Raw genomic sequence first — 21,014 nt, forward strand, 5'->3', positions numbered from 1 at the left:
GACCGCGGTCCCGCCCGCTGCATTTCAGGCGCGCGCCTTCTCGACATTGGGCAGCAGGATCGCCACCACGCCCAGCAAGGGCAGATAGGCGCACACCTGGTACACGTAGCCGATGCTCGTGGCGTCCGCCAGCTTGCCCAGCGCGGCGGCGCCCACGCCGCCCATGCCGAAGGCGAAGCCGAAGAACAGGCCGGCGATCATGCCCACCTTGCCCGGCACCAGCTCCTGCGCGTAGACCACGATGGCCGAGAAGGCCGACGCGAGCACCATGCCGATGACCACCACCAGCGCGCCCGTCCAGAACAGGTTCGCGTACGGCAGCAGCAGCGTGAAAGGCGCCACGCCCAGGATCGACACCCAGATCACGATCTTGCGGCCGATGCGGTCGCCGACGGGGCCGCCCACCACCGTGCCCACCGCCACCGCGGCCAGGAACAGGAACAGGTAGAGCTGCGCCTCGCGCACCGACAAGGCGAACTTGTCGATCAGATAGAACGTGAAATAGCTGTTCAGGCTGGCCAGGTAGAAATACTTGGAGAACACCAGCACGCCCAGCACGCCCAGGGCGATCCCCACCTGCCGGCGCGACAGGCCGTTGCCCGCCCCTTCGCGCCGCGCCTTGGGCTTGAGCCGGACGCGGTTGGCGCTGTACCAGCGCCCGATGCCCGTCAGCACCACGATGCCGAACAGCGCCGCCAGCGAAAACCACGCCACGCTGCGCTGGCCGTGCGGAATGATGAACAGCGCGGCCAGCAGCGGCCCCAGCGCCGAACCCACGTTGCCGCCCACCTGGAAGAGCGACTGCGCCAGCCCGTGGCGGCCGCCCGAGGCCATGCGCGCCACGCGCGACGACTCCGGGTGGAATACCGAAGAGCCCGTGCCCACCAGCACGGCCGCCACCAGCAGCCAGCCGAACGACGGCGCGACCGACAGCATCAGCAGCCCCACCAGGGTGAAGCCCATGCCCACCGGCAGCGAATACGGCTTGGGGTTGCGGTCCGTATAGAACCCGATGAACGGCTGCAGCAGCGAGGCCGCCAGCTGGTACACCAGCGTGATCAGCCCGATCTGCGCGAACGACAGGCTGAAGGAATCCTTCAGCATGGGGTAGATGGCCAACAGGATCGACTGGATCATGTCGTTCATCAGGTGCGCCACGCTGATCGCCCCCAGCACCTTGAAGGCGGTGGACGGATCCGAGGCGGCGGCCGCCGCGGGCGCGGGCGGGGCGGTACTGCCGTCGGCGACGGCGGCGGGAGTCTGGGCGGGAGTCATGGTCTCTGGGGTTGGAAAGTATGGCCTGCCCGGCGCATGCGCCGGGACCTGTGGACAGTGTAGGAATCCGGCGCCGGCCCGATCTGCCAATTTTCGTCGTATAAATGACAAAATAGGCCCATCAGCCTTTTAGCGGCCTGCTCATCCTTACGCCGGAAGTGACAACCATGCCCGCTCGCCCCGCCCCGCTCGACCCCGCCCGCAGCATCAATGCCCAGGACTACCAGGACAGGCCGCGCGTGGTCACGGCCATGGCCAAGGAATTCCCGGCCGGCACCCAGACGGGCACCCATTCCCACCCCCGCGCCCAGCTGATCTACGCCGTCGAGGGCATCATGCGCGTCACCACCCCCAGCGGCTTCTGGGCCCTGCCCCCGCTGCGCGCGCTCTGGGTGCCGGCGGGCGTGCCGCACGGCGTGGACATGGTGGGCGCCGTCTCCATGCGCTCGCTCTATCTCCAGGCCGAGGTCGCCGGGCGCTACTGGCCGCAATGCCAGGTGATCGAGGTCAGCGGGCTGCTGCGCGAGCTGATCCTGGCGCTCACCGCGGAACCCATCGACTATCCGCTGGGCGGCCGCGCCGAGCAGATCGCCGCCCTGGCCCTGTCCGAGCTGTCGGCCGCCCGCGTCGCGCCCATCCAGATTCCCTGGCCGCGCGACCGGCGCCTGCAGACCATCTGCGCGGCGATCCTGGACCGGCCCGGCCTGCAGCGGGGCATCGAGGACTGGGGCAGCGAAGTCGGCGCCAGCGCCCGCACGCTCATCCGGCTGTTCCAGGCCGAGCTGGGCCTGAACTACCGCCAGTGGGTCCAGCAGGTGCGGCTGGCCGACGCCGTCTGCCGCCTGGCCCTGGGCGAGCCCATCGCGCGGATCGCCTCCGAGCTGGGCTATCGCAGCCCCAGCGCGTTCTCGGCCATGTTCCACCGCGCCCTGGGCGCTCCGCCCCAGCGCTACCTGCGGCCGCCCCCGAAGGGCTGAGCCCCCGCGCCGCGGCAACCGGCCTTGCCGTTTGTCACGGCAGGCCATACAAGTTTGGTTACCGAAACCTTATTGCCCAGTGGGCGGTCTATACCGTTCTGTCCTAGAATCGCCAGCAATGAGCTCCCCCCAGCAATCTCCCGCCACCCCGGGCGGCAAACCGGGTTTCCCCTGGAAACGACTTCTCGTCAAGACGGGCATCGCCGCCGCCGGCGCCGGCGTGTGCGGCGCCGTCCTGCTCGGCCTGGCGCTGGCCCTGGCCTGGCCCAGCCTGCCCGACCTGCATGCCATGACGGACTACCGCCCCCGGGTGCCGCTGCGCATCTATACGGCGGACAAGGTCCTGATCGGCGAATACGGCGAAGAGCACCGCAACGTGCTGCGTTTCGACGAAATCCCGCCCGTGATGCGCCAGGCGGTGCTGGCCGCCGAGGATGACCGCTTCTACAGCCACGGCGGCGTGGACTGGATGGGCGTGGCGCGCGCCGTGCTGACCAACATCGTCAAGCAGTCCAAGACCCAGGGCGGCAGCACGATCACCATGCAGGTGGCGCGCAACTTCTACCTGTCGTCGGAAAAGACCTATTCGCGCAAGCTCTACGAACTGCTGCTGACCTTCAAGATCGAATCTGAGCTCTCCAAGGACCAGATCCTGGAGCTCTACATGAACCAGATCTACCTGGGCCACCGCGCCTACGGCTTCGCCGCCGCCTCGCGCACCTATTTCGGCAAGCCCCTGTCCGAGGTGACCCCGGCCGAAGCCGCCATGCTGGCCGGCATCCCCAAGGCCCCCTCGCGCTTCAACCCCATCACCAACTTCCCGCGCGCCGAGATCCGCCAGCACTACGTGCTGGGCCGCATGAAGACGCTCGGCTACCTCACGCCCGAGCAGGCCGACGAGGCCCTCAAGCAGCGCCTGACCATCCGCGGCGCGGACGGCACGAGCGCGCGCGGCTTCGCCATCCACGGCGAATACCCCGCCGAACTCGCCCGCCAGTTGATGTACGGCGTGTTCCAGGAAGAAACCTATTCCAAGGGCATCGACGTCTACACGACCATCGATTCCAAGGACCAGGAAGCCGCCTACCTCGCCGTGCGCGACGGCGTGCTGGACTACACGCGCCGCGCCCCCTACCCCGGCCCCGAAGACCAGATCGACCTGCCCGCCGACGTCGAAAAGGACCCGGCCGCGCTCGACGAGATCCTGGACGGCGTGCAGGAAAAGACGCCCGACAGCGAAGACCTGCTGACCGCCGTGGTGCTGGCCGCCAGCCCCACCGAAGTGACGCTGGCCCGCAGCGCGCGCGACATCATCACGATCTCCGACAAAAAGGCCCTGGCGGTCGTCGCCCGCGCGCTCAATCCCAAGGCGGCCGACGGCCAGCGCCTGCGCCGCGGCTCGGTGGTCTACCTGCACAAGAACGGCGACAACTGGGAAATCATCAACATGCCGGCGCTGCAGGCCGCGCTGGTGTCCATGGCGCCGCAAGACGGCGCCATCCGCGCCATGGTCGGCGGCTTCGACTACAACCGCGGCGGCTTCAACCGCGTCACCCAGGCATGGCGCCAGCCGGGCTCCAACATCAAGCCCTTCGTCTACGCGGCGGCGCTGGAGCGCGGCCTCACGCCGGCCACCCAGATCTCGGACCAGCCCTTCATGCTGACCGCCGAGCAGACCGGATCCAAGGCCTGGCAGCCCAAGAACGACGGCAACAAGTACGAGCCCATGCTGACGCTGCGCCAGGGCCTGGTGCGCTCCAAGAACATGGTGTCGATCCGCATCCTGCAGGCCATCACGCCGCAGTACGCGCAGGATTACCTCACCCGCTTCGGCTTCGATAAATCCCGCTGGCCGGCCGTGCTGCCGCTGGCGCTGGGCGCGGGCGGCGCCACGCCCTTGCAGGTCGTCAACGCCTACAGCGTGTTCGCCAATGGCGGCTACCGCGTCACGCCCTACCTCGTGGACCACGTCACGGACCGTTCCGGCAACGTGCTGATGAAGACGCAACCCGTCGTGGCCGGCGACGAGCAGGCCCGCGCGATCGACCCGCGCACCGCCTGGGTCATGGACGACATCCTGCGCGGCGTCACCGTCAACGGCACGGCAGCCCGGGCGCACCAGGTGCTCAAGCGCAACGACGTGGGCGGTAAGACCGGCACCACCAACGAGGCCGTGGACGTCTGGTTCTCCGGGTTCACGCCCGCGCTGGCCACCACCGTGTGGATGGGCTTCGACCAGCCGCGCTCGCTGGGCACCAACGAGTTCGGCAGCGGCCTGGCCCTGACCACCTGGCTGGACTACATGCAGCCGGCGCTCAAGGGCATTCCCGAAAGCAAGCCCGCGGCGCGCCCCGACGGGCTGCTGGTGGACAACGGCGAATACTATTTCGCGGAGTTCCCGCCGGGCCAGGCCGTGGCCTCGCTGGACCTGTCCTCGGGCGACGCCCTGACGGATTTCCTGAACAACAACCGCTCGACGGACGGCGTGGATACCTCGGTCAAGCCGCTGCCGCCCGCTGGCGGGTTCGTGCCGCCCTCGGACGGGGCCACGCCGCCTGCCGGTGGCGCCCTGCCGCCCGACGCGCCGCTGCAGACGCCGCAGGCGCTGCCCATTCCGGTGCCCCGCGCCGACAGCGCGCCGGCCGGCAACGCGCCGTTCTTCCCGCCCATCCCCGTGCCGCGCGTCGAGGCCGACGCGCCGGCGCAGTCCGGCGCGGTCAACGGCGCCGTCGCGGTCCCCGCCCGGCCGCTCTAGCGGCTGGCGCGGCGCGCCGCGCAGGCGGGCTCCCTCAGGCTTCGGTCACGACCTCTCGCGGCCAGGCCTGCAGCGATTCCAGCTCCAGGAAGGTGAAGTAGCCCGACTGCCAGCCCTCGGTGTCGATGTGGTACACGTTGCCCAGCACCAGCGGCGCGGCCACCGGGGTATGGCCCGCCACCACCGCCCGCACGCCCTGGATGCCGGTCCTGTCCATCTGCCGCAGGCGCTCCCGCGACCACTGGCAGGCCGCGCTGGTGCGACTGTAGCGGTCCTGCAGCGCGGATTCCAGCCGCGGCCAGAACAGCACCGGGCAATCCGCATGCAAGAGGCCCACGGCGCCGGCCGAGGTCTCGACCTCGATGGCGATGGGCAACCGGGCGAACGCCTCGGCGTAGACTTGCTGCCGCTCCGGCGGCAGGTCCAGGAACCAGCCGCCGCCGTAGCCGCGCCAGTTCTCCACGTCCACCCGCCCCGTGCGCACGTGGCGGATCGCGTAGTCCTCGTGGTTGCCCTGCACCGCATAAAACCAGGGGCGGGCCAGCCAATCCAGCGCGGCCTCGCTCTCGGGGCCGCGGTCCACCAGGTCGCCTACCGAGAACAGGCGATCCCGGGAGGGCTCGAAGCCCAACTGGCCCAGGCTGTCCTCCAGGCGGGAAAAATGGCCGTGCAAGTCGCCCACCGCGAAATCGCGGCCATGCTCGTTGCGCGGAACTTTGAGAAAACGCTGCTCCATGATGCGGAACTACCACCGTGTCTATGCTCGATACTTCTTTTTAACCCGCTTTCGATCCGTCCCCATGACCATCCGATTTCCCCCGGAAAAATTACGTGACGAGAATCGATATTATTCGTGATAATGTTCCAACTTTCCCTACTCGCGGCTTAAAGGGCCGCGTGAATCGCCCCTGCCCGCTCCATGACAGCCGCGTCCACCATCAAAACCTGGTATCTCGTCCATAAATGGACCAGCCTGGTCTGCACGATCTTCCTGCTCATCATCTGTCTGACCGGGTTGCCCTTGGTGTTCCATCATGAGATCGAACACTGGCTGGACGACGGCAAACCGTTGTCGGACGTGCCCGCCTCGACCCCGCCCGCCCACCTCGACAAGCTGGTCGGCACCGCCCTCGCCATGTATCCGGGCGAAGTCGTCGATTACCTGTACTTCGATCCCGACGAGCCCCAGGTCTACGTGGGCATGGCGAAAAAGCCCGGCGACGGCCAGGCGTCCGGCCATGCCGTGCGCATGGACGGCCGCACCGGCGACGTGCTGCTGGACGGCCCGCCCTACACCCAGGACCGCTTCTCCTTCATGGGCATCATGCTGGCCCTGCACGTGGATCTGTTCGCCGGCCTGCCGGGCGAATTGTTCCTGGGCTTCATGGGCCTGCTGTTCTGCGTGGCCATCGTCTCCGGCGTCGTGCTCTACGGCCCCTTCATGAAGAAGCTGGAATTCGGCACGGTGCGCGCCAGCCGCTCCACCCGCCTGAAGTGGCTGGACCTGCACAATCTGCTGGGCATCGTGACCCTGGTGTGGGCCTTCGTGGTGGGCGTCACGGGCGTGATCAACGAACTGTCCACGCCGCTCTTCCGCCTGTGGCAGTCCACCGAGCTGGTGCGCATCCTGGAGCCCTACAAGGGCGCGGGCGTGCCCACCGAACTGGCCTCGGCCCAGCTCGCCGCCGACACGGCCCGCAAGGCCATGCCCGACAGCGAAGTCTCTTTCATCTCCTTCCCGGGCAACGCCTTCGGCAGCCCCCACCACTACATCGCCTGGATGCGCGGCGACTCGCCGCTGACCTCGCGCCTGAACACGCCCGTCCTGGTGGACGGCAAGACCGGCGAACTGACGACCGTGGCGCGCATGCCCTGGTACCTGACCGCGCTGGAACTCTCGCGTCCGCTGCACTTCGGCGACTACGCCGGCATGCCTTTGAAGATCATCTGGGCGCTGCTGGACGTCATCACCATCATCGTCCTGGTCAGCGGCCTCTATCTCTGGCTGGCGCGCCGCCGCGCCACCGAGGCGCGCATCGCCGAGCTCGTGCGCAAACACCAGGCCGCCGCCCTCCCCGACAGGACGCCCGCATGACCAAATCGACCCGAGGTTTCCTGTTCGTATGGGGCTGGCCGATCGTGCTGGGCGTGCTCAGCGTGTTCGGCCTGATGGCCGCCCTGCTCGGCACGGGCGGCTGGCACTGGGCGTCCTGGGCCGCCCTGGCCCTCCTGCTGGCAGTGATCGTGCGCTACTGGGCATTCCCGCGTAGGATGGGTGGAGCGCGAGAGTTCTTAAGCTAGAACACGGCTGCCCAGCGCGCGAAACCCATGCGGCCATGGGCAGACGGTGCTTGGCATCGGCCGGAAAACAATCGATTGCGGCAGCATGGGTTGCGCGCGCTGGGCAATGGCGTTCTTCTGCCGAAAATCTCGCGCTCCACCCATCCTACAAACGTTTCCGGGTCCGGCGCCAGCCAGTAGGATGGGTGCAGCGCGAGAGTTCTTAAGCCAGAACACGGCTGCCCAGCGCGCGAAACCCATGCGGCCATGAGCCGATTGTGCCTCGCATCGGCCGGAAAACAAGCGATTGCGGCAGCATGGGTTGCGCGCGCTGGGCGATTGCTTTCTTGGGCCGAAAATCTCGCGCTCCACCCATCCTACAAACGTTTCCGGGTCCGGCGCCAGCCAGTAGGATGGGTGCAGCGCGAGAGTTCTTAAGCCAGAACACGGCTGCCCAGCGCGCGAAACCCATGCGGCCATGAGCCGATTGTGCCTCGCATCCGCCGGAAAACAAGCGATTGCGGCAGCATGGGTTTCGCGCGCTCGGCAATGGCGTTCTTCTGCCGGAATTCTCGCGCTCTACCCATCCTACGAAAACGTTTCCGGGTCTGGCCCCAGGCGCTTGCCCTGCGGGATCCCGTCGATGGCGGCCATGTCCGCCGGCGACAGCTCGAAGTCGAAGACGTCGATGTTTTCGCGGATGCGGGCCGGCGTGACCGATTTCGGAATCACGATCAGATCGCTCTGCAAATGCCAGCGCAGCGTCACCTGGGCGGGCGACTTGCCGTATTTCTGCGCGATTTCCGCGATGGTCTTGTCCTTGGCCACGCCCCCCTGCGCCAGCGGGCTCCACGATTCCGTCGCGATGCCGTGCCGGGCATGGAAGGCCCGCAGACCGCGCTGGGTGAAGCCCGGATGCAGTTCGATCTGGTTCACCGCCGGCGTGACGCCGGACGCGTCGATCAGCCGCTCCAGGTTGGCCTGCGTGAAATTGGACACCCCGATCGAGCGCGCCCGGCCGTCTTCCTTCATTTCGATCATGGCGCGCCACGCTTCCAGGAACTGCTCGCTGCCCGCCACCGGCCAATGGATCAGATACAGGTCCACGTATGCCAGGCCCAGCTTCCCGAGGCTTTCGTCCATCGCCTTGTGGGCGTCGTCGTAGCCGTGCCGGTCGTTCCAGAGCTTGGTGGTGATGTACAGATCCTTGCGCGCCACGCCGGAAGCGCGCAGTCCCGCGCCCACGCCGGCCTCGTTCCCGTAGATGGCCGCGGTGTCCACCGAACGGTAGCCTGCCGCCAACGCCTCTTTTACGCTGGCGGCCGCCTGCTCGTCCGGCACCTGCCACACGCCCAGGCCCAGCTGCGGAATCTTGCCGCCGTCGTTCAATTTCATTGCGGGTACCTTCGCCATAAGACCCTCCGTAGCTTGCAACGCGACGCTTGCGCGGCGAATACGCGCCAGATCGCGCAACCAAGGGGCAGCCGGACTCTATCCTTGGTTGGAACAGTAAAAAAGCGGGCCCGCCAGGCTGCGCCCGTGTCGCGACATCGGATTGGAGGCCCCCGGGAAAGGCTTCCCATTCCCGGGGCCATGATCCCGATAATACCCCCATGCCCGTTCCCGCCCTGGCCAGCCCCGCGGCGGGCAGGAATGCCGCGCCTGTCCGATAATGCCGTTCACCCGGCCCGCCGCCCCGTGGCCAGCCCTGCGCAACCTAGGGCCTGTTAACACTAAAAGGAACCTCCACGCCTCATGACTCCTGCTGAAACGCAGCCCAAGAACCGCGGCAATTTCCACACGCTGCGTACCCTCTTTCCCTATCTCTGGCCGCCGGGCAGGACGGGGCTGAAGGTCCGCGTGGTCGCCGCGCTGCTGTGCCTGTTCGCCGCCAAGGCGGCCACGGTTTACGTCCCCCTGCTGTACAAGCAGGCAGTGGACGAACTGGGCAAGGGCGCGCCGGGCACCGTCACGGTGCCCCTGGGCCTGATCCTGGCCTACGGCACCGCCCGCGTGTTCTCCCTGCTGTTTTCCGAACTGCGCGACGCCCTCTTCGCGCGGGTCGGCCAGCATGCGATCCGCGCGGTCGGGCTGCAGATCTTCCGCCACCTGCACGGGCTGGCCCTGCGCTTTCACCTGGCGCGCCAGACCGGGGGGCTGAACCGCGCCATCGAACGCGGCACCAAAGGCATCCAGACGCTGCTGTCGTTCCTGCTCTTCAACATCCTGCCGACCTTCTTCGAAATCGGGCTGGTCTGCATCGTGCTGTGGAAGATGTTCGACGCCTGGCTGGCGCTGGCCACCGGCGCGACCGTCATCCTGTACATGGGCTACACGCTCGCGGTCACCGAATGGCGCACCAAGTTCCGGCGCCAGATGAACGAGACCGACTCGGAGGCCAACACCAAGGCCATCGAAAGCCTGCTCAACTACGAGACCGTCAAGTATTTCGGCAACGAGGAACACGAGGCCCGCCGCTACGATGCCTCGCTGACCCGGTACGAGCGCGCCGCCGTGCGCAGCCAGGTCAGCCTGTCCATCCTCAACGTCGGCCAGGCCGCCATCATCTCGGCCGGGCTGACCCTGGTCATGTGGATGGCCGCCACCGGCATCGCCGACGGCCGCTACACGCTGGGCGATTTCGTCCTGGTCAACACCTACCTGCTGCAGCTGTACTCCCCGCTGAGCTTCTTCGGCTTCATCTATCGCGAGATCAAGCAGGCCATGGTGGACATGGAACGCATGTTCGAACTGCTGGGCCAGGACCGCGAAGTGGCCGATCGTCCGCAGGCCCAGCCCCTGCGCGTGACCGGCGGCGAGGTGGAATTCCGCGACGTGCGCTTCGGCTACGACGCTCGCCGGCCCATCCTCAAGGGCGTGAGCTTCACCATCCCCGCGGGCAAGACCGTGGCCGTCGTGGGCACCTCGGGCGCCGGAAAATCCACCATCGCGCGCCTGCTGTTCCGCTTCTACGACGCCGACGGCGGCGCCATCCTCGTCGACGGCCAGGACGTGCGCGAGGTCACGCAGTCCAGCCTGCGGGCCGCGATCGGCGTGGTGCCCCAGGACACCGTGCTGTTCAACGACACCATCCGCTACAACATCGGCTACGGTCGTCCGGGAGCGGGCGACGAGGAGATCGAGGCAGCCGCCCGCCTGGCGCACATCCACGATCTGATCATGGCCATGCCCGACGGCTACGAGACCATGGTGGGAGAACGCGGCCTGAAGCTGTCCGGCGGCGAAAAGCAGCGCGTGGCGATCGCCCGCACCCTGCTCAAGAACCCCGCGATCTTCCTGTTCGACGAGGCCACCAGCGCCCTGGACACCCATACCGAGCGCGAGATTCAGGCCAACCTGCGGGAAGTCAGCCAGGGACGCAGCACCCTGATCATCGCGCACCGCCTGTCCACCGTGGCCGACGCTGACGAGATCATCGTGCTGGCCGAAGGCCGCATCATCGAACGCGGCCGCCACCAGGAGCTGCTGGCGCAAAACGGCACCTACGCCGGCATGTGGGCGCGCCAGCAGGAACGCGCCCAGGCCGCCCCGGCGGATTGACAAGCCCGCCCCCTTTGTCCGACTATCGCACCCTTTGCTTTCCAGGCCTCCCATGCAGGACACCTCCACCGCCCCCGAAGTCCGCGTCTGCGCCGCCACCGATCTCGTCAATGGCGGCCTGGGCGTCAAGGTCCCCGTCGCCGACGGCGCGGGGCGCACCACGGCGTTCTTCGTGCGCTACCAGGACCGCGTGCACGGCTACCTGAACCGCTGCGCCCACGTCGGCGTGGAACTGGATTGGGAAGGCAGCTTCTTCACGCGGGCCGGCGACCTGCTCATGTGCGCGCGCCACGGCGCCACCTACCAGCCGGACACCGGCCTGTGCGTGGGCGGCCCCTGCAAGAACGGCCGCCTGACCGCGCTGTCGGTCCAAGAGCGCGAGGATGGCGTCTACTGGCAGCCGGCCGGCAAGATCCGCCCGCTGGAAGACGCGGCCTGAAGACCGGGCCGGCGCCCCGGGCCCGCCCGCCGGCCGACCGCGCTCAGGCCCCCGCCGCGGCGACCGACGCGGGCGGCTCGCGCTCCGCGTAGCGGCGGGCCAGCACCGCGCAGACCATCAGCTGCATCTGGTGGAAAATCATCAGCGGTAGCACCACGATTCCCATCTGCGAGGTACCGAACAGGACGGTAGCCAGCGGAATGCCTGACGCCAGCGATTTCTTCGAGCCGCAGAAGACCAGCGTGATCTCATTCTCCTTGGACAGCCCCAACCTGCGGGCCACCCAGGTCGTGATCACCAGCGCCGCCCCCAGCAGCAAGGCGTTCACCAGCACCATGGAAGCCATGTCGATCGCCGGAAACGCGTGCCAGATGCCTTGCGCCACGGCCTCGCTGAACGCGGTGTAGACCGCCAGCAGAATGGAGCTACGGTCCACCTTGGCCAACGCGCGGCTGTTGCGCTGGGCCCAGGCGCCGATCCAGGGCCGCAACAAGCTGCCCGCCGCGAACGGCACCAGCAGCTGGAGCAGGATGCGGCCGGCGTCGGCCAGGCCGTGGCCGCCGCCCTGGCGATGTAGCAGCACGGCCACCAGCAGCGGCGTCAGCACCGTGCCCAGCAGGTTCGATGCGGTGGCCGCGCAGATCGCGCCCGGGATGTTGCCGCGCGCCATCGAGGTCAGCGCGATGGAGGACTGCACCGTGGACGACAGCGTGCACACGAACAGCACGCCCAACCACAGCGCCGGCGTCAGCAGCCCCGGGAACAAGGCCCGCAGGCCCAGCCCCAGCGCGGGAAACAGCAGGAAGGTGCAGGCCAGGATCAGCGCGTGCAGGCGCAGGTCTTTCACGCCCGCCACGATGGCGTCGGTCGACAGCCGCGCGCCGTGCAGAAAGAACAGCAGCGAAATCGCCACGTTGCTGGCCACCATCATGAACGATGCCCCCTTGCCCACGGCGGGGAAGAAGCTGGCGAAGACGACGGTGGCGATCAGGATCAGCGTGAACTGGTCGGGAAGAAAGCGGCGCATGGCAAGGATTTCCGTGGGACTTGCGGAAAACTATAGGCGCGCCTCTTGTCATCGTGAAGCCCACTGGGTACTTTAACTGTCATCGGAATATCCTATGACGGCGCGCCATGCTCAATCCCCTGTGGCTCAAGACCTTCGCCGCCGCGGCGGCGGCTCCCAGCTTTACCGAAGCCGCGCGGCGGCTGGGCCTGACGCAGCCGACCGTCAGCGAACACATCCGCCAGCTCGAACAGGCGCTGAACCGGCGCCTGTTCCTGCGCGACACCCATTCGCTCGCGCTCACCAGCGACGGCCGCAGCCTGCTGGTGCACGCCGAGATCATCCTGGATGCGCATGAACGCGCCGAACGCCTGTTCGACGCGCCGCGCCTGCGCGGCCGGGTGCGGCTGGGCACCTCCGACGACCTGGCGATGGGGCCGCTGCCCGACGTGCTGGCCGCGTTCCGGCTGGCGCATCCCGAAGTGGAGCTGGACCTGACCATCGGCGTCACCAGCGAGCTCTACAAGCTGCTGGACGACAACGCGCTGGACGTCATGATCGGCAAGCGGCGCCGCGGCGACCGCCGCGGCCAGACCCTGCACAAGGAGGCCCTGCTGTGGCAGGCCAAGGAGGGGTTGCGCGTGGCGCCCGACCTGCCGCTTCCACTGATCCTGCTGCGCGAACCCAGCGTCACGCGCGCGCTCGCGCTCGACGCGCTGGCGCGCGCCGGGCGCAGTTGGCAGATCGTGTGCACGAGCACCAGCTACGCCGGCTGCCAGGCGGCCGCGCGCGCGGGCCTGGGCATCACCGTGCAACCCTCGCACCTGGCCACCTTGGGGCTGGCCGCGCCCACCGGCGCGGCGCAGTTGCCGGCGCTGCCGCAAGTGGAATTCATCGTGATTTCCGCGCCCGCTCCCAATCGGCCCACCCGCGCGCTGATCGACATCCTGATGCGCAGCACGCTGACCTGAACGGATTTTTCCGGCCGCCCCGGCGGGCAGCCCCTGCCTTATTCGGGCAGATGGTCGGGGACGCCGTCGGCGTCCACGGCGCCGACGCGGTCCAGCGCATTGCGCGCGGCCGACATGGCTTCGACGGTACTGCGGAAACGGCGGCTCGCGAAGATTTCGAATGCCTGATTGCCGGACGCCGGATCGTCGTCCCGGCCGTCTTCTTCGCGGGGCTCCGCGTCGGGCTTGCTACCCAGCCGGCGCGTTTCCAGGAACGCGCGCGGCGGCGTGCGGCCCTCGGGTTGCGTCGCATACGCGACCACCGAGAACCCGTTGATGATCTTCTCAGCCATGGCGGCTCCGTATGGCCGCTGCCGAACGCGGCGCGGCTCCTGTTACCGACTACGGCCCGCCGCCAGGAAACTTAAGCCAGCGCGGCCTGGCGCACCCGCACGTAGGCCGCCACCTGGGCCAGCACGTCCGACAGGTCGGCCCGCAGCGGCTCGAAACCGGCATTGCGCTCACGCGTGGCCTCGTCCATGTACAGCGGGCGGCGGATCTCCACCTGCAGGCTGTGCCGGTTCAAGGCGGGCTGGCCGATCTGGGCGATCAGTTGCACGCCCTTGTACGGATCGTTGCGCGCCACCGTATAGCCCTTGTCGCGCAGCGCCGCTTCGATGAGCGCGATGAATTCCGGCTCGCAGGTCTGGCCGTCGCGGTCGCCCAGCACGAAGTCGGCCAGCGGATGCTCGCTCTCGCGGCCCAGGCGCTCATAGGCGTCGTTGGGCATGGAGTGCAGGTTGAGATGCCAGACCGCGCCGAAGCGCTGGGTCACCTGCTGGATGGCCCGCGACAGGGCCGCATGGTAGGGCTCGTAATAGGCCTCGATGCGGTGCCGCACTTCCGCCAGCGTCAGCTTGCGGTCGTAGATCGGCGTCGCCTTGTCCATGCGGCGCCAGATCAGGCCCTTGCCCAGGCGGGTCTTTTCGCCCGGATCCAGGGCTTCGGGCCAGGGTTCCGCCAGCAGTTCCGGATCCAGGTCGCGCAGCGTGCGGTTGGGATCGATGTAGACGCGCGGGAAGTTGGCGGCGATCAGCGTCGCGCCCAGCCCGGGCGCCGCCGACCACAACGCGTCCACGTGCGTGTCCTCGCCCTGGCGCAACTGCGCCAGGCTGGCCGCGGCCCCGAAATCCCCGGGATAGCGCTCGCCGCTATGCGGCGAATCGCAGACCAGCGGCAATGCCGGGCCTGCCGGTTCATGCACGGAAACTGCGTCGAAGTCGGCGTGGGTCATCGTCAATCAGCCTGAATGTTCGCGGTCTTGGCCACTTTGGCGTAGCGGGCCAGGGCCTGCTCGATCTGCGCCTGGAATTCCTGGGGCGTGGTGGGCACCAGCGTACCACCTACGTCCTCGGCCTTCTTGCGGAATTCCGGATCCTGCTGCGCGGCCCGGACGGCCTGGTTCAGGCGGTCGACCACGGCTTGCGGCGTGCCGGCGGGCGCGACCAGGCCGAACCAGCCGCCCGTGCCCATGTCGGGGTAGCCCAGCTCGATGTAGGTCGGCACGTCGGGCAGCAGCGGCGAGCGCTCGGCGCCCAGCACGGCCAGCGGCCGCAACTTGCCGCCCTGCACCTGCGGCAGCGTCGAGGACAGGTTGTCGGTGATCGCGTCCACCTGCCCGCCCATCACGTCGTTCAAGGCCGGGCCCGCGCCGCGGTACGGCACGTGCAGCAGCTTGATGCCGGAGAGCATCATGAAATTCTCGATGTTCACGTGGCCCAGCGAGCCCACGCCCGGCGACGCGAAGCTGTAGCGTTCGGGCTGGCCCTTGGCCAGCGCCACGAATTCGGCCATGTTCTTGGCCGGGACGTTCGGGTTGATCGCGAAGATGCTGGGCACCGCCACCACGTTGGCCACCGGCACGAAGTCCTTGACCGGGTCGTAGTTCATCTTGCGGAACACCGCCGGGTTCGAACCGTGCGTGCTCATCGTGGCCATGCCGATGGTGTAGCCGTCCGGCGTCGAGCGCGCCACCTGCTCCATGCCCAGCGAACCGCCCGCGCCGGCCTTGTTCTCGACCACGATGGTCTGCTTCAGGTCGCGGCCCGCGTACTCGGCCACCAGGCGGGCCACGATGTCGGTCGATCCGCCGGCGGCGAACGGCACCACCAGCTTGATCGGACGGGCGGGATAGTCGGCGGCCTGGGCGACGCCGGCGAAAGTCAGGGTGGCGAACAAGCCGGCGAGCGCGAAGCGCGCGGACCGGCCGAAGAAACGGCGGGACATGGGGATGGCTCCGAAGGAGGAAGGTCTATCGACAAGGTCGCCAGTGTCCAAACTTTACGGTCCCCTTTCAAACGACTATATTGCACTCTTTCATTACCAAAGGTCATGCTAGATGCGCCTGCAGTCGCCGTCCATGTCCGAACTGCATGCCTTCATGACCGCGGCGCGCCTGGGCAGCTTCACGCAGGCGGCCGAAACCTTGTGCGTGACCCAGGGCGCGGTCAGCCGAGCCATCTCCCGGCTGGAAGCGCACTTCGGCCAGCCCCTGATGCATCGCAACGCCCATGGCCTGACCCTCACCGACACCGGCCGTCGGCTCTATGAGGGCGCCCAGGCGCCCTTGCTGGCGATCGAGACGCTGAGCGCCGAACTGCGCGCCGACGACCGCCGGCTGCGCCTCACGCTGTCCACCGTCCCCACGCTGGCCAGCGCCTGGCTGGTGCCCCGCCTGCCGGATTTCCACCAGCGCCACCCGGATATCCAGCTCAGCTTCGCCGCCTACCGCCGCAACGAAGACTTCTCCGGCGCCACGCCCGACGCCAGCATCCTGTCCGGCACGCCGGAACAATGGCCCGGCTGGCAGGCGGACTACGTGATCGGACGCGAAATGGTCGTGATCTGCCACCCCGGGCGGCTGGCGGCGCGTCGGGCGCAAGGCCTCTGGAGCACCCCCGCCGGCCTGCTGGGCGAAGCGCTGCTCTACCACTCGAACGGCAGGGACAACTGGGCGCAATGGTTCGCCGCGGCCGGCGTGCCGCGGGAGTCGGTCAAGCTGGCCAACGGCTTCGACCAGGTGTCCATCCTGGTGCGCGCCGTCATGGCCGACATGGGCATCGCCGTGCTGCAGCGCTGCCTGGTCCGCGACGATCTGCTCGCCGGACGGGTCGCCGCGCCGTTTCCCGACCTGCCCATCCGCATCGCCCGCGGCTACCACCTCTGCGCCCCGGCCCAGCGACGCGACCATTACGCGCTGGCCTGTTTCCGCCTGTGGCTGCTGGACGTCGCTGGCCGGGACCCGGACGTGCTGGCCGCCGGGTCCGCCGCCTGAACTCGGCGCCCGGCGCCGGCAGGCTGGAAACACCCGGTATCCCGGCCCGCTCCGAAATTGCTTCCAGATGAAACGAAAACGGGCTCCTTTCGGAGCCCGTCTGCAGGGTGGGACGCGAGGGTCAAGGCGCGAGCTTGAATCCCAGGTCGACGCCCCACTTGTCGGTTTCGCGCAGCCATTTAGCGCCGCAATTCAAGCAGCGGAAATGGTCTTCACGACTTTCTTCCCGGCCTTTCTGCGTCGGGTTGGTGAATCCTTGATGTCCGAGATGAGCATGCGGCGCGACGCCGGCAAGCCCCGGGTTAATGCGTTGGCAAGCCAAGCACATAACGCTCATTGATGCTTCCCCACAAACATAGTTACTAAATTGTAAGGGATTTCACCAATGCTTTTCTATCAATTTATGTCTATAACGCCGCAAAAAATTGTTAACGCCACAATTAAACAACGCCCGGCAAGGCGGCAAGGCAGGTCAGGAGGTGGTACGGCGAGGTCGACGGCATGTCCGTCCGCTGCACCGCGCCGCCCGCGTCCAGGCATTCGTACCAGCCGCCGGGATGCAGGAAACGCTCCCTGAAAACGCCCAGCCCGGCCTCCAGCGCCGGCAGGTCGCCCAGCACCGCTAGCACCCGCAGGTATTCGGTCTGCGCCCAGATGCGCCGGGTGTCGTCGATCACGGCGCCCGATTCGTTCAGGGACGCCACCACGCCGCCCGCGTCCACCCCGTGGCGGCGCGACCACTGCACGGCCCGCGGTAGCGATTCCGCCAGGTCCAGCCCTTCGAACACCGGCGCCGCCTCGTGCACCAGCGACAGCCATTCGAACTGGTGCCCCGGTTCCAGTCGGTTGCCGGCCGTGCCCTGCCGCTCTTCGGAGATGCATTGCGTCGGCGGATGGACGAAGCGGTGGCTGATGCCTTGCGCCAGGCTGCGCAGGTGCTGCGCGAACAGCGCCGGCTCGGCCACCTGCGCGGCCGCCAGATACGCTTCGGTCAGGTGCATCATGGGATTCTGCGCCGGCGGGCGCAGGGCCTGGCCCAGGTCCGGGCTCAGCGCGGCGTGGTACAGCGAGTCGGTGGTCTTGAAGCGCGCCTCGATGGTCGACGCGGTGGCCAGCATGAGTTTGCGCGCGCCGGCATTGCGGCTGCGGCGGAAATAGGCCGCGCAAGCCAAGACGATGAACGCGTGGGTGTACAGATCCTGGGTTTCGTCGAGGGGACGCGTTTCGGCGTCGACGCTATAGCGCCAGCCGCCATGCCTGTCGTCGCGGAACACGCGAACCAGCGAGTCGAAAAGCGTGTCCGCGTGCTTGCCTGCGGCATCGCCCGGCGCCTCGGAAAAAACGTACAGTTGGCGGGCACAGGCCATGGCGCGGTAGCGCGTGGCCGGCAGCGCGAGGCCCGAGGCCGAATCCAGCGATTCGAAAGGCAGGCCCGTCGCGGTGTTGAATCCCGGCCCCAGCCACAAGGGCAGGACGACCGAATCGAAGTGCTGGCGCAGTGCGCGGACGTGCGCCGCGAGAGTGGAAGAGGTCTGTGCGGCAGTCATCTTGGAACGGCGCATGCCCAGTCGGGGCCCCAGGTTTTGGAGCAGCAACGATAACCGAAATCTTCGTCGCAAACCGAGCATTCTCCGAAGCTTCATGCACACACAGACCGGTCCTGCGGATCAACTCCGTCCAGGGAACAAAGCCCTATCGGAAGATATTTTCCTCAACCCAATTCTGCGCGAAGATTTCCGCGCGATCGCGTGCTTCGTCCAACGAAGCGCAGTTGCCCAAGTGGGAAAACGCGGCATCCACCTCGGTGCCGCCCTCGGCCGTTACCGTCAGCAAAACGCCATATCCGCCGGTATCCATGGCCGCCGTGGAAACGTCGATCAGTACTTCCTGGTCACGATGCTGCATGTGCTACCTCCCAGTCGGTTACCTAAACGCGTGAACCACGCGTGACGTTGCGGGGAGCAGTTTTCCCACGCAAATGAATAGACCTGCAAACGCCACGCAAAGTTCATCTTACTGGCGACGCCGGACCCGCGATATGCTGAAAGCGACCAAATCGCGCATTCCGTCTCAGGAGATTCCCGTATCCCCCGCAGATTCATCGCAAGTGCGCGACATACTGCGAAAACATTCGCAAATTGTGCGAAATCCGGTGCCTGAAACGATCAAGACGCAACAAAACGCGGCAAGCCGCCAGGAAAACAGGATGGAAAACGGGGCGCGGGCCGAAGACAGCCGCGGGGACGCGCCGGATCGGATAGCGCTATCGCAGGTGGATGGCGCCCGGCTCTTCCATGCGCAGGGCAAGCTTGCCCTTTTCCGTGATGAGCCAACGCCCGTCCGGGCCGGCCGCGATGCAACGCAGGGTTTCCAGCGCCGTCGCGACGTGCGCGGGAACCTCGGTCTGCTCGGCGCCCGGCTCGCCGTTGTCGGCGACGACGCGCAACCAATGACCCAGTTCGCCCTTCTCGAAACGATGCAATGCCATGCGTGACTCTCTCTATAACCGTCTAACGATAGCATGCCGCCGCGGCGTCCCCGGAGGCGCGCGCTAGGCCAGCAGCTTCGGCACCGACGAAGCCAGCAGGGCCAGGCCCGAGACGGTCAGGAGGCCCAGCACGATGCGGCGAAACGCCAGGTCGCTGATGCCGACGTAGACGCGCGTGCCCCACAGGGTCGGCAGCAGCATCGCCGGGAGGATCATGCCGAACAGGGGCAGCATGTCTCGCGTGACCAGGCCGGTGAACACGTAGCTCGCCATCGTCACCATGAGCATGGAGAGATTGAAGTTCTGGATCACCGCGCGCTGCACGTCGCGGTCGAATCCGCGCAAGGTGCACCACAGCGTCGGAATCACGCCGGTAAAGCCGCCGATGCCGCCCATGATCCCGCCCATCGCGCCCACCACGCCGTCGGCCAGCTTGCCGCCCACGGCGATGCGCGGCAGGCGCGTCGCGAACAGCATGATCGGGCACCAGACCGCCAGCAGCCCGCCGATGAAGGTCTTGAACACCAGCGGATCCAGATGCGGCAACAGCTTCACGCCCAGCGGAATGCCAAGCAGACCGCCGGCGATGAACGGCAGCAGGCGGCCCATGGAGAATCCGCGGCGCACGCTGAACGCGGCCACCAGTTGCCCCGTCAGCGCGCCGAACACCGTCATGGCGGCGGCCAGTTTGGGATCCACCGTCCAGGCCCAGAACGACATGGCCACCATGCCGAAACCGAAGCCGGAAAGGCCTTGGACGAAACCCGCCGTCATGGCGCCCGCCACGACCAGCACATACAAAGAATCCATTGTTGCCGCAAGCCCGTTATGAACCGGGCCCTCCCCGGCGCCTGACATTCTAGGGCCAGTCGGGGCCGAACGGCGGCCGTGCATGCCGGCTTGCGCGTTTGCAGGCTCGCGGCCGGCCCGTACTGGCCGGCTCCCTTCTGCCGGCGCGCCTTACGACGGCCGCAGCACGAGCGGCCGCTTGTAGCGCGCCGCGGCGGCGGACGCGGCGACGCTCGCGCCGATCAAGCCCAGGCCCAGCGCCAGGTCGGCCGAAATGCGCTCTTGGAAGACCAGCGACGACACGATCAGCCCGATCACGGGCACGCACAGCATCGCGATCGAGGTCGCCACCGGCGGCATCTTCTGCGTCATGCCCAGCACCACGATGAAGGTCAGCGCCGTGGCCAGCGGCCCCGTGTACAGAATCACGGGCCACGCATCCGGCACGGCCAGGAATGTCGGCGCGCCATCGCGCAGCCAGGCCAGCGCGGCCAGGGGCACGGTGGCGATGGCGGTCTGCCACGGAATCATGTCCGCGCCCAGGCGGATGTGGCGGTTGCCGCGCAGCTGGATGATGTTGCAGGCCCACGCGAAGGACGCGCCCAGCAGCATCGCCAATCCGATCACGGTATGCGCCTGCCAGGGGCTGAAGGCCGGCGCGACGATGACGGCGATGCCGGCGTAGCTCAGCGCCGTCGCCAGCCATTGCGCCAGGCTCAGGCGCTCCTTCAGGACCAGCGAAGACAACGGGATCACCCAGATGGAGGTGGCGTACGCGATCACGGACGCGCGTCCGGGCGCCACGTACTGCATGGCCCACAACGCCAACGCCGTGAACGCGCCCATCTGCAGCAATGCCACGCCCGCCACCAGCGGCAACTCCTGGCGCGTGGGCAGGCGCAGGCGCCCGAGCAGGCCCAGCACCAGCACGCTGATCGCCGCGGCCGATCCGAAGCGGCTGGCGGCCAGCCAGAGCGGGCTCATGTGGGCCAGCCCCAGTTTCATCACGGGCCAATTGCCGCCCCAGATCGCCACCGCGCCCACCAATGGCAGGAACCTGCCCAACGTGCTTTGCTGACTCATTACTGCTCGATTTACCGCATGAAAATTCCGCGTTTTGGCCGACCGGCCAAACGAAGGAATAGTCTATAGGGTAAACC

At 67.7% G+C, this 21,014-nt stretch carries 21 protein-coding genes; 8 read left to right on the top strand and 13 right to left on the bottom strand.

What is annotated here, in order from left to right; all coding sequences use genetic code 11:
* Positions 1-24: 24 nt before the first annotated feature.
* Complete coding sequence (locus ADE01S_RS06220) at positions 25-1,275, bottom strand: MFS transporter (protein ID WP_062680602.1); 1,251 nt, start codon at positions 1,273-1,275, stop codon at positions 25-27.
* Positions 1,276-1,442: 167 nt separating this feature from the next.
* Here ADE01S_RS06220 and ADE01S_RS06225 point away from each other — a divergent pair, with 167 nt between their 5' ends.
* The gene (locus tag ADE01S_RS06225) at positions 1,443-2,252 is read left to right on the top strand and encodes an AraC family transcriptional regulator (RefSeq protein ID WP_062680603.1); all 810 of its coding nucleotides are present in this window, start codon (positions 1,443-1,445) and stop codon (positions 2,250-2,252) included.
* A 118-nt stretch (positions 2,253-2,370) separates the two neighbouring features.
* Positions 2,371-5,007, top strand: coding sequence for a penicillin-binding protein 1A (locus tag ADE01S_RS06230; protein WP_062680604.1), 2,637 nt, complete (start codon positions 2,371-2,373; stop codon positions 5,005-5,007).
* Positions 5,008-5,041: 34 nt separating this feature from the next.
* Here the strand turns inward: ADE01S_RS06230 and ADE01S_RS06235 are convergent, their stop codons facing one another.
* A complete protein-coding gene (locus tag ADE01S_RS06235) occupies positions 5,042-5,743 on the bottom strand; it encodes a metallophosphoesterase (RefSeq protein ID WP_062680605.1) in 702 nt (233 codons plus the stop codon).
* A 183-nt stretch (positions 5,744-5,926) separates the two neighbouring features.
* On the opposite strand from ADE01S_RS06235, the gene ADE01S_RS06240 reads away from it, so the two are divergent.
* Both ADE01S_RS06240 and ADE01S_RS06245 read left to right on the top strand, forming a co-directional pair.
* On the top strand, positions 5,927-7,102 hold the full coding sequence (locus ADE01S_RS06240) for a PepSY-associated TM helix domain-containing protein (RefSeq protein WP_062680607.1): 1,176 nt from the start codon (positions 5,927-5,929) through the stop codon (positions 7,100-7,102).
* On the top strand, positions 7,099-7,308 hold the full coding sequence (locus tag ADE01S_RS06245; RefSeq protein ID WP_062680609.1) for a hypothetical protein: 210 nt from the start codon (positions 7,099-7,101) through the stop codon (positions 7,306-7,308). The genes ADE01S_RS06240 and ADE01S_RS06245 overlap by 4 nt, the downstream gene beginning before the upstream one ends.
* Before the next feature lie 567 nt (positions 7,309-7,875).
* Here ADE01S_RS06245 and ADE01S_RS06250 read toward each other — a convergent pair.
* Positions 7,876-8,700, bottom strand: a complete 825-nt coding sequence (locus ADE01S_RS06250) for an aldo/keto reductase (RefSeq protein WP_062680611.1) — start codon at positions 8,698-8,700, stop codon at positions 7,876-7,878.
* Between the two features lie 342 nt (positions 8,701-9,042).
* Here ADE01S_RS06250 and ADE01S_RS06255 point away from each other — a divergent pair, with 342 nt between their 5' ends.
* Both ADE01S_RS06255 and ADE01S_RS06260 read left to right on the top strand, forming a co-directional pair.
* Positions 9,043-10,848 (top strand): ABCB family ABC transporter ATP-binding protein/permease, encoded by a 1,806-nt coding sequence (locus ADE01S_RS06255; protein ID WP_062680613.1) that lies wholly within the window; start codon positions 9,043-9,045, stop codon positions 10,846-10,848.
* Positions 10,849-10,900: 52 nt separating this feature from the next.
* Entirely contained in the window at positions 10,901-11,287 is a 387-nt protein-coding gene (locus ADE01S_RS06260) for a Rieske (2Fe-2S) protein (RefSeq protein ID WP_062680615.1), read from the top strand.
* A 43-nt stretch (positions 11,288-11,330) separates the two neighbouring features.
* Here the strand turns inward: ADE01S_RS06260 and ADE01S_RS06265 are convergent, their stop codons facing one another.
* Positions 11,331-12,314, bottom strand: coding sequence for a bile acid:sodium symporter family protein (locus tag ADE01S_RS06265; RefSeq protein WP_062680617.1), 984 nt, complete (start codon positions 12,312-12,314; stop codon positions 11,331-11,333).
* 107 nt (positions 12,315-12,421) lie between these two features.
* On the opposite strand from ADE01S_RS06265, the gene ADE01S_RS06270 reads away from it, so the two are divergent.
* Positions 12,422-13,264, top strand: coding sequence for a LysR family transcriptional regulator (locus tag ADE01S_RS06270; RefSeq protein ID WP_062680619.1), 843 nt, complete (start codon positions 12,422-12,424; stop codon positions 13,262-13,264).
* A gap of 38 nt (positions 13,265-13,302) precedes the next feature.
* On the opposite strand, the gene ADE01S_RS06275 is transcribed toward ADE01S_RS06270, so the two are convergent.
* The 3 genes from ADE01S_RS06275 to ADE01S_RS06285 form a co-directional block, all read right to left on the bottom strand.
* Complete coding sequence (locus tag ADE01S_RS06275; RefSeq protein ID WP_062680621.1) at positions 13,303-13,596, bottom strand: hypothetical protein; 294 nt, start codon at positions 13,594-13,596, stop codon at positions 13,303-13,305.
* A gap of 71 nt (positions 13,597-13,667) precedes the next feature.
* On the bottom strand, positions 13,668-14,537 hold the full coding sequence (locus ADE01S_RS06280; RefSeq protein ID WP_062680623.1) for an N-formylglutamate amidohydrolase: 870 nt from the start codon (positions 14,535-14,537) through the stop codon (positions 13,668-13,670).
* Positions 14,538-14,539: 2 nt separating this feature from the next.
* Positions 14,540-15,529, bottom strand: a complete 990-nt coding sequence (locus tag ADE01S_RS06285; RefSeq protein WP_062680625.1) for a Bug family tripartite tricarboxylate transporter substrate binding protein — start codon at positions 15,527-15,529, stop codon at positions 14,540-14,542.
* A 112-nt stretch (positions 15,530-15,641) separates the two neighbouring features.
* On the opposite strand from ADE01S_RS06285, the gene ADE01S_RS06290 reads away from it, so the two are divergent.
* Positions 15,642-16,577 (top strand): LysR substrate-binding domain-containing protein, encoded by a 936-nt coding sequence (locus ADE01S_RS06290; protein ID WP_062680627.1) that lies wholly within the window; start codon positions 15,642-15,644, stop codon positions 16,575-16,577.
* Between the two features lie 121 nt (positions 16,578-16,698).
* Here the strand turns inward: ADE01S_RS06290 and ADE01S_RS31130 are convergent, their stop codons facing one another.
* The 6 genes from ADE01S_RS31130 to ADE01S_RS06315 all read right to left on the bottom strand — a co-directional run bounded on the left by ADE01S_RS31130 (position 16,699) and on the right by ADE01S_RS06315 (position 20,937).
* Positions 16,699-16,914, bottom strand: a complete 216-nt coding sequence (locus tag ADE01S_RS31130) for a hypothetical protein (protein ID WP_042792993.1) — start codon at positions 16,912-16,914, stop codon at positions 16,699-16,701.
* Between the two features lie 103 nt (positions 16,915-17,017).
* Positions 17,018-18,124, bottom strand: coding sequence for an AGE family epimerase/isomerase (locus tag ADE01S_RS06295; RefSeq protein WP_062680793.1), 1,107 nt, complete (start codon positions 18,122-18,124; stop codon positions 17,018-17,020).
* 145 nt (positions 18,125-18,269) lie between these two features.
* A complete protein-coding gene (locus ADE01S_RS06300; RefSeq protein WP_006218759.1) occupies positions 18,270-18,482 on the bottom strand; it encodes a hypothetical protein in 213 nt (70 codons plus the stop codon).
* A gap of 358 nt (positions 18,483-18,840) precedes the next feature.
* Positions 18,841-19,065: a hypothetical protein gene (locus ADE01S_RS06305; protein WP_062680628.1), complete on the bottom strand. Its 225-nt coding sequence runs from the start codon at positions 19,063-19,065 to the stop codon at positions 18,841-18,843.
* Positions 19,066-19,128: 63 nt separating this feature from the next.
* Positions 19,129-19,875: a sulfite exporter TauE/SafE family protein gene (locus ADE01S_RS06310; RefSeq protein WP_062680630.1), complete on the bottom strand. Its 747-nt coding sequence runs from the start codon at positions 19,873-19,875 to the stop codon at positions 19,129-19,131.
* A 150-nt stretch (positions 19,876-20,025) separates the two neighbouring features.
* A complete protein-coding gene (locus ADE01S_RS06315; RefSeq protein WP_062680632.1) occupies positions 20,026-20,937 on the bottom strand; it encodes a DMT family transporter in 912 nt (303 codons plus the stop codon).
* Positions 20,938-21,014: the final 77 nt, after the last annotated feature.

The organism is Achromobacter denitrificans NBRC 15125, assembly GCF_001571365.1.
Classification (GTDB): Bacteria; Pseudomonadota; Gammaproteobacteria; order Burkholderiales; family Burkholderiaceae_B; genus Achromobacter; species Achromobacter denitrificans.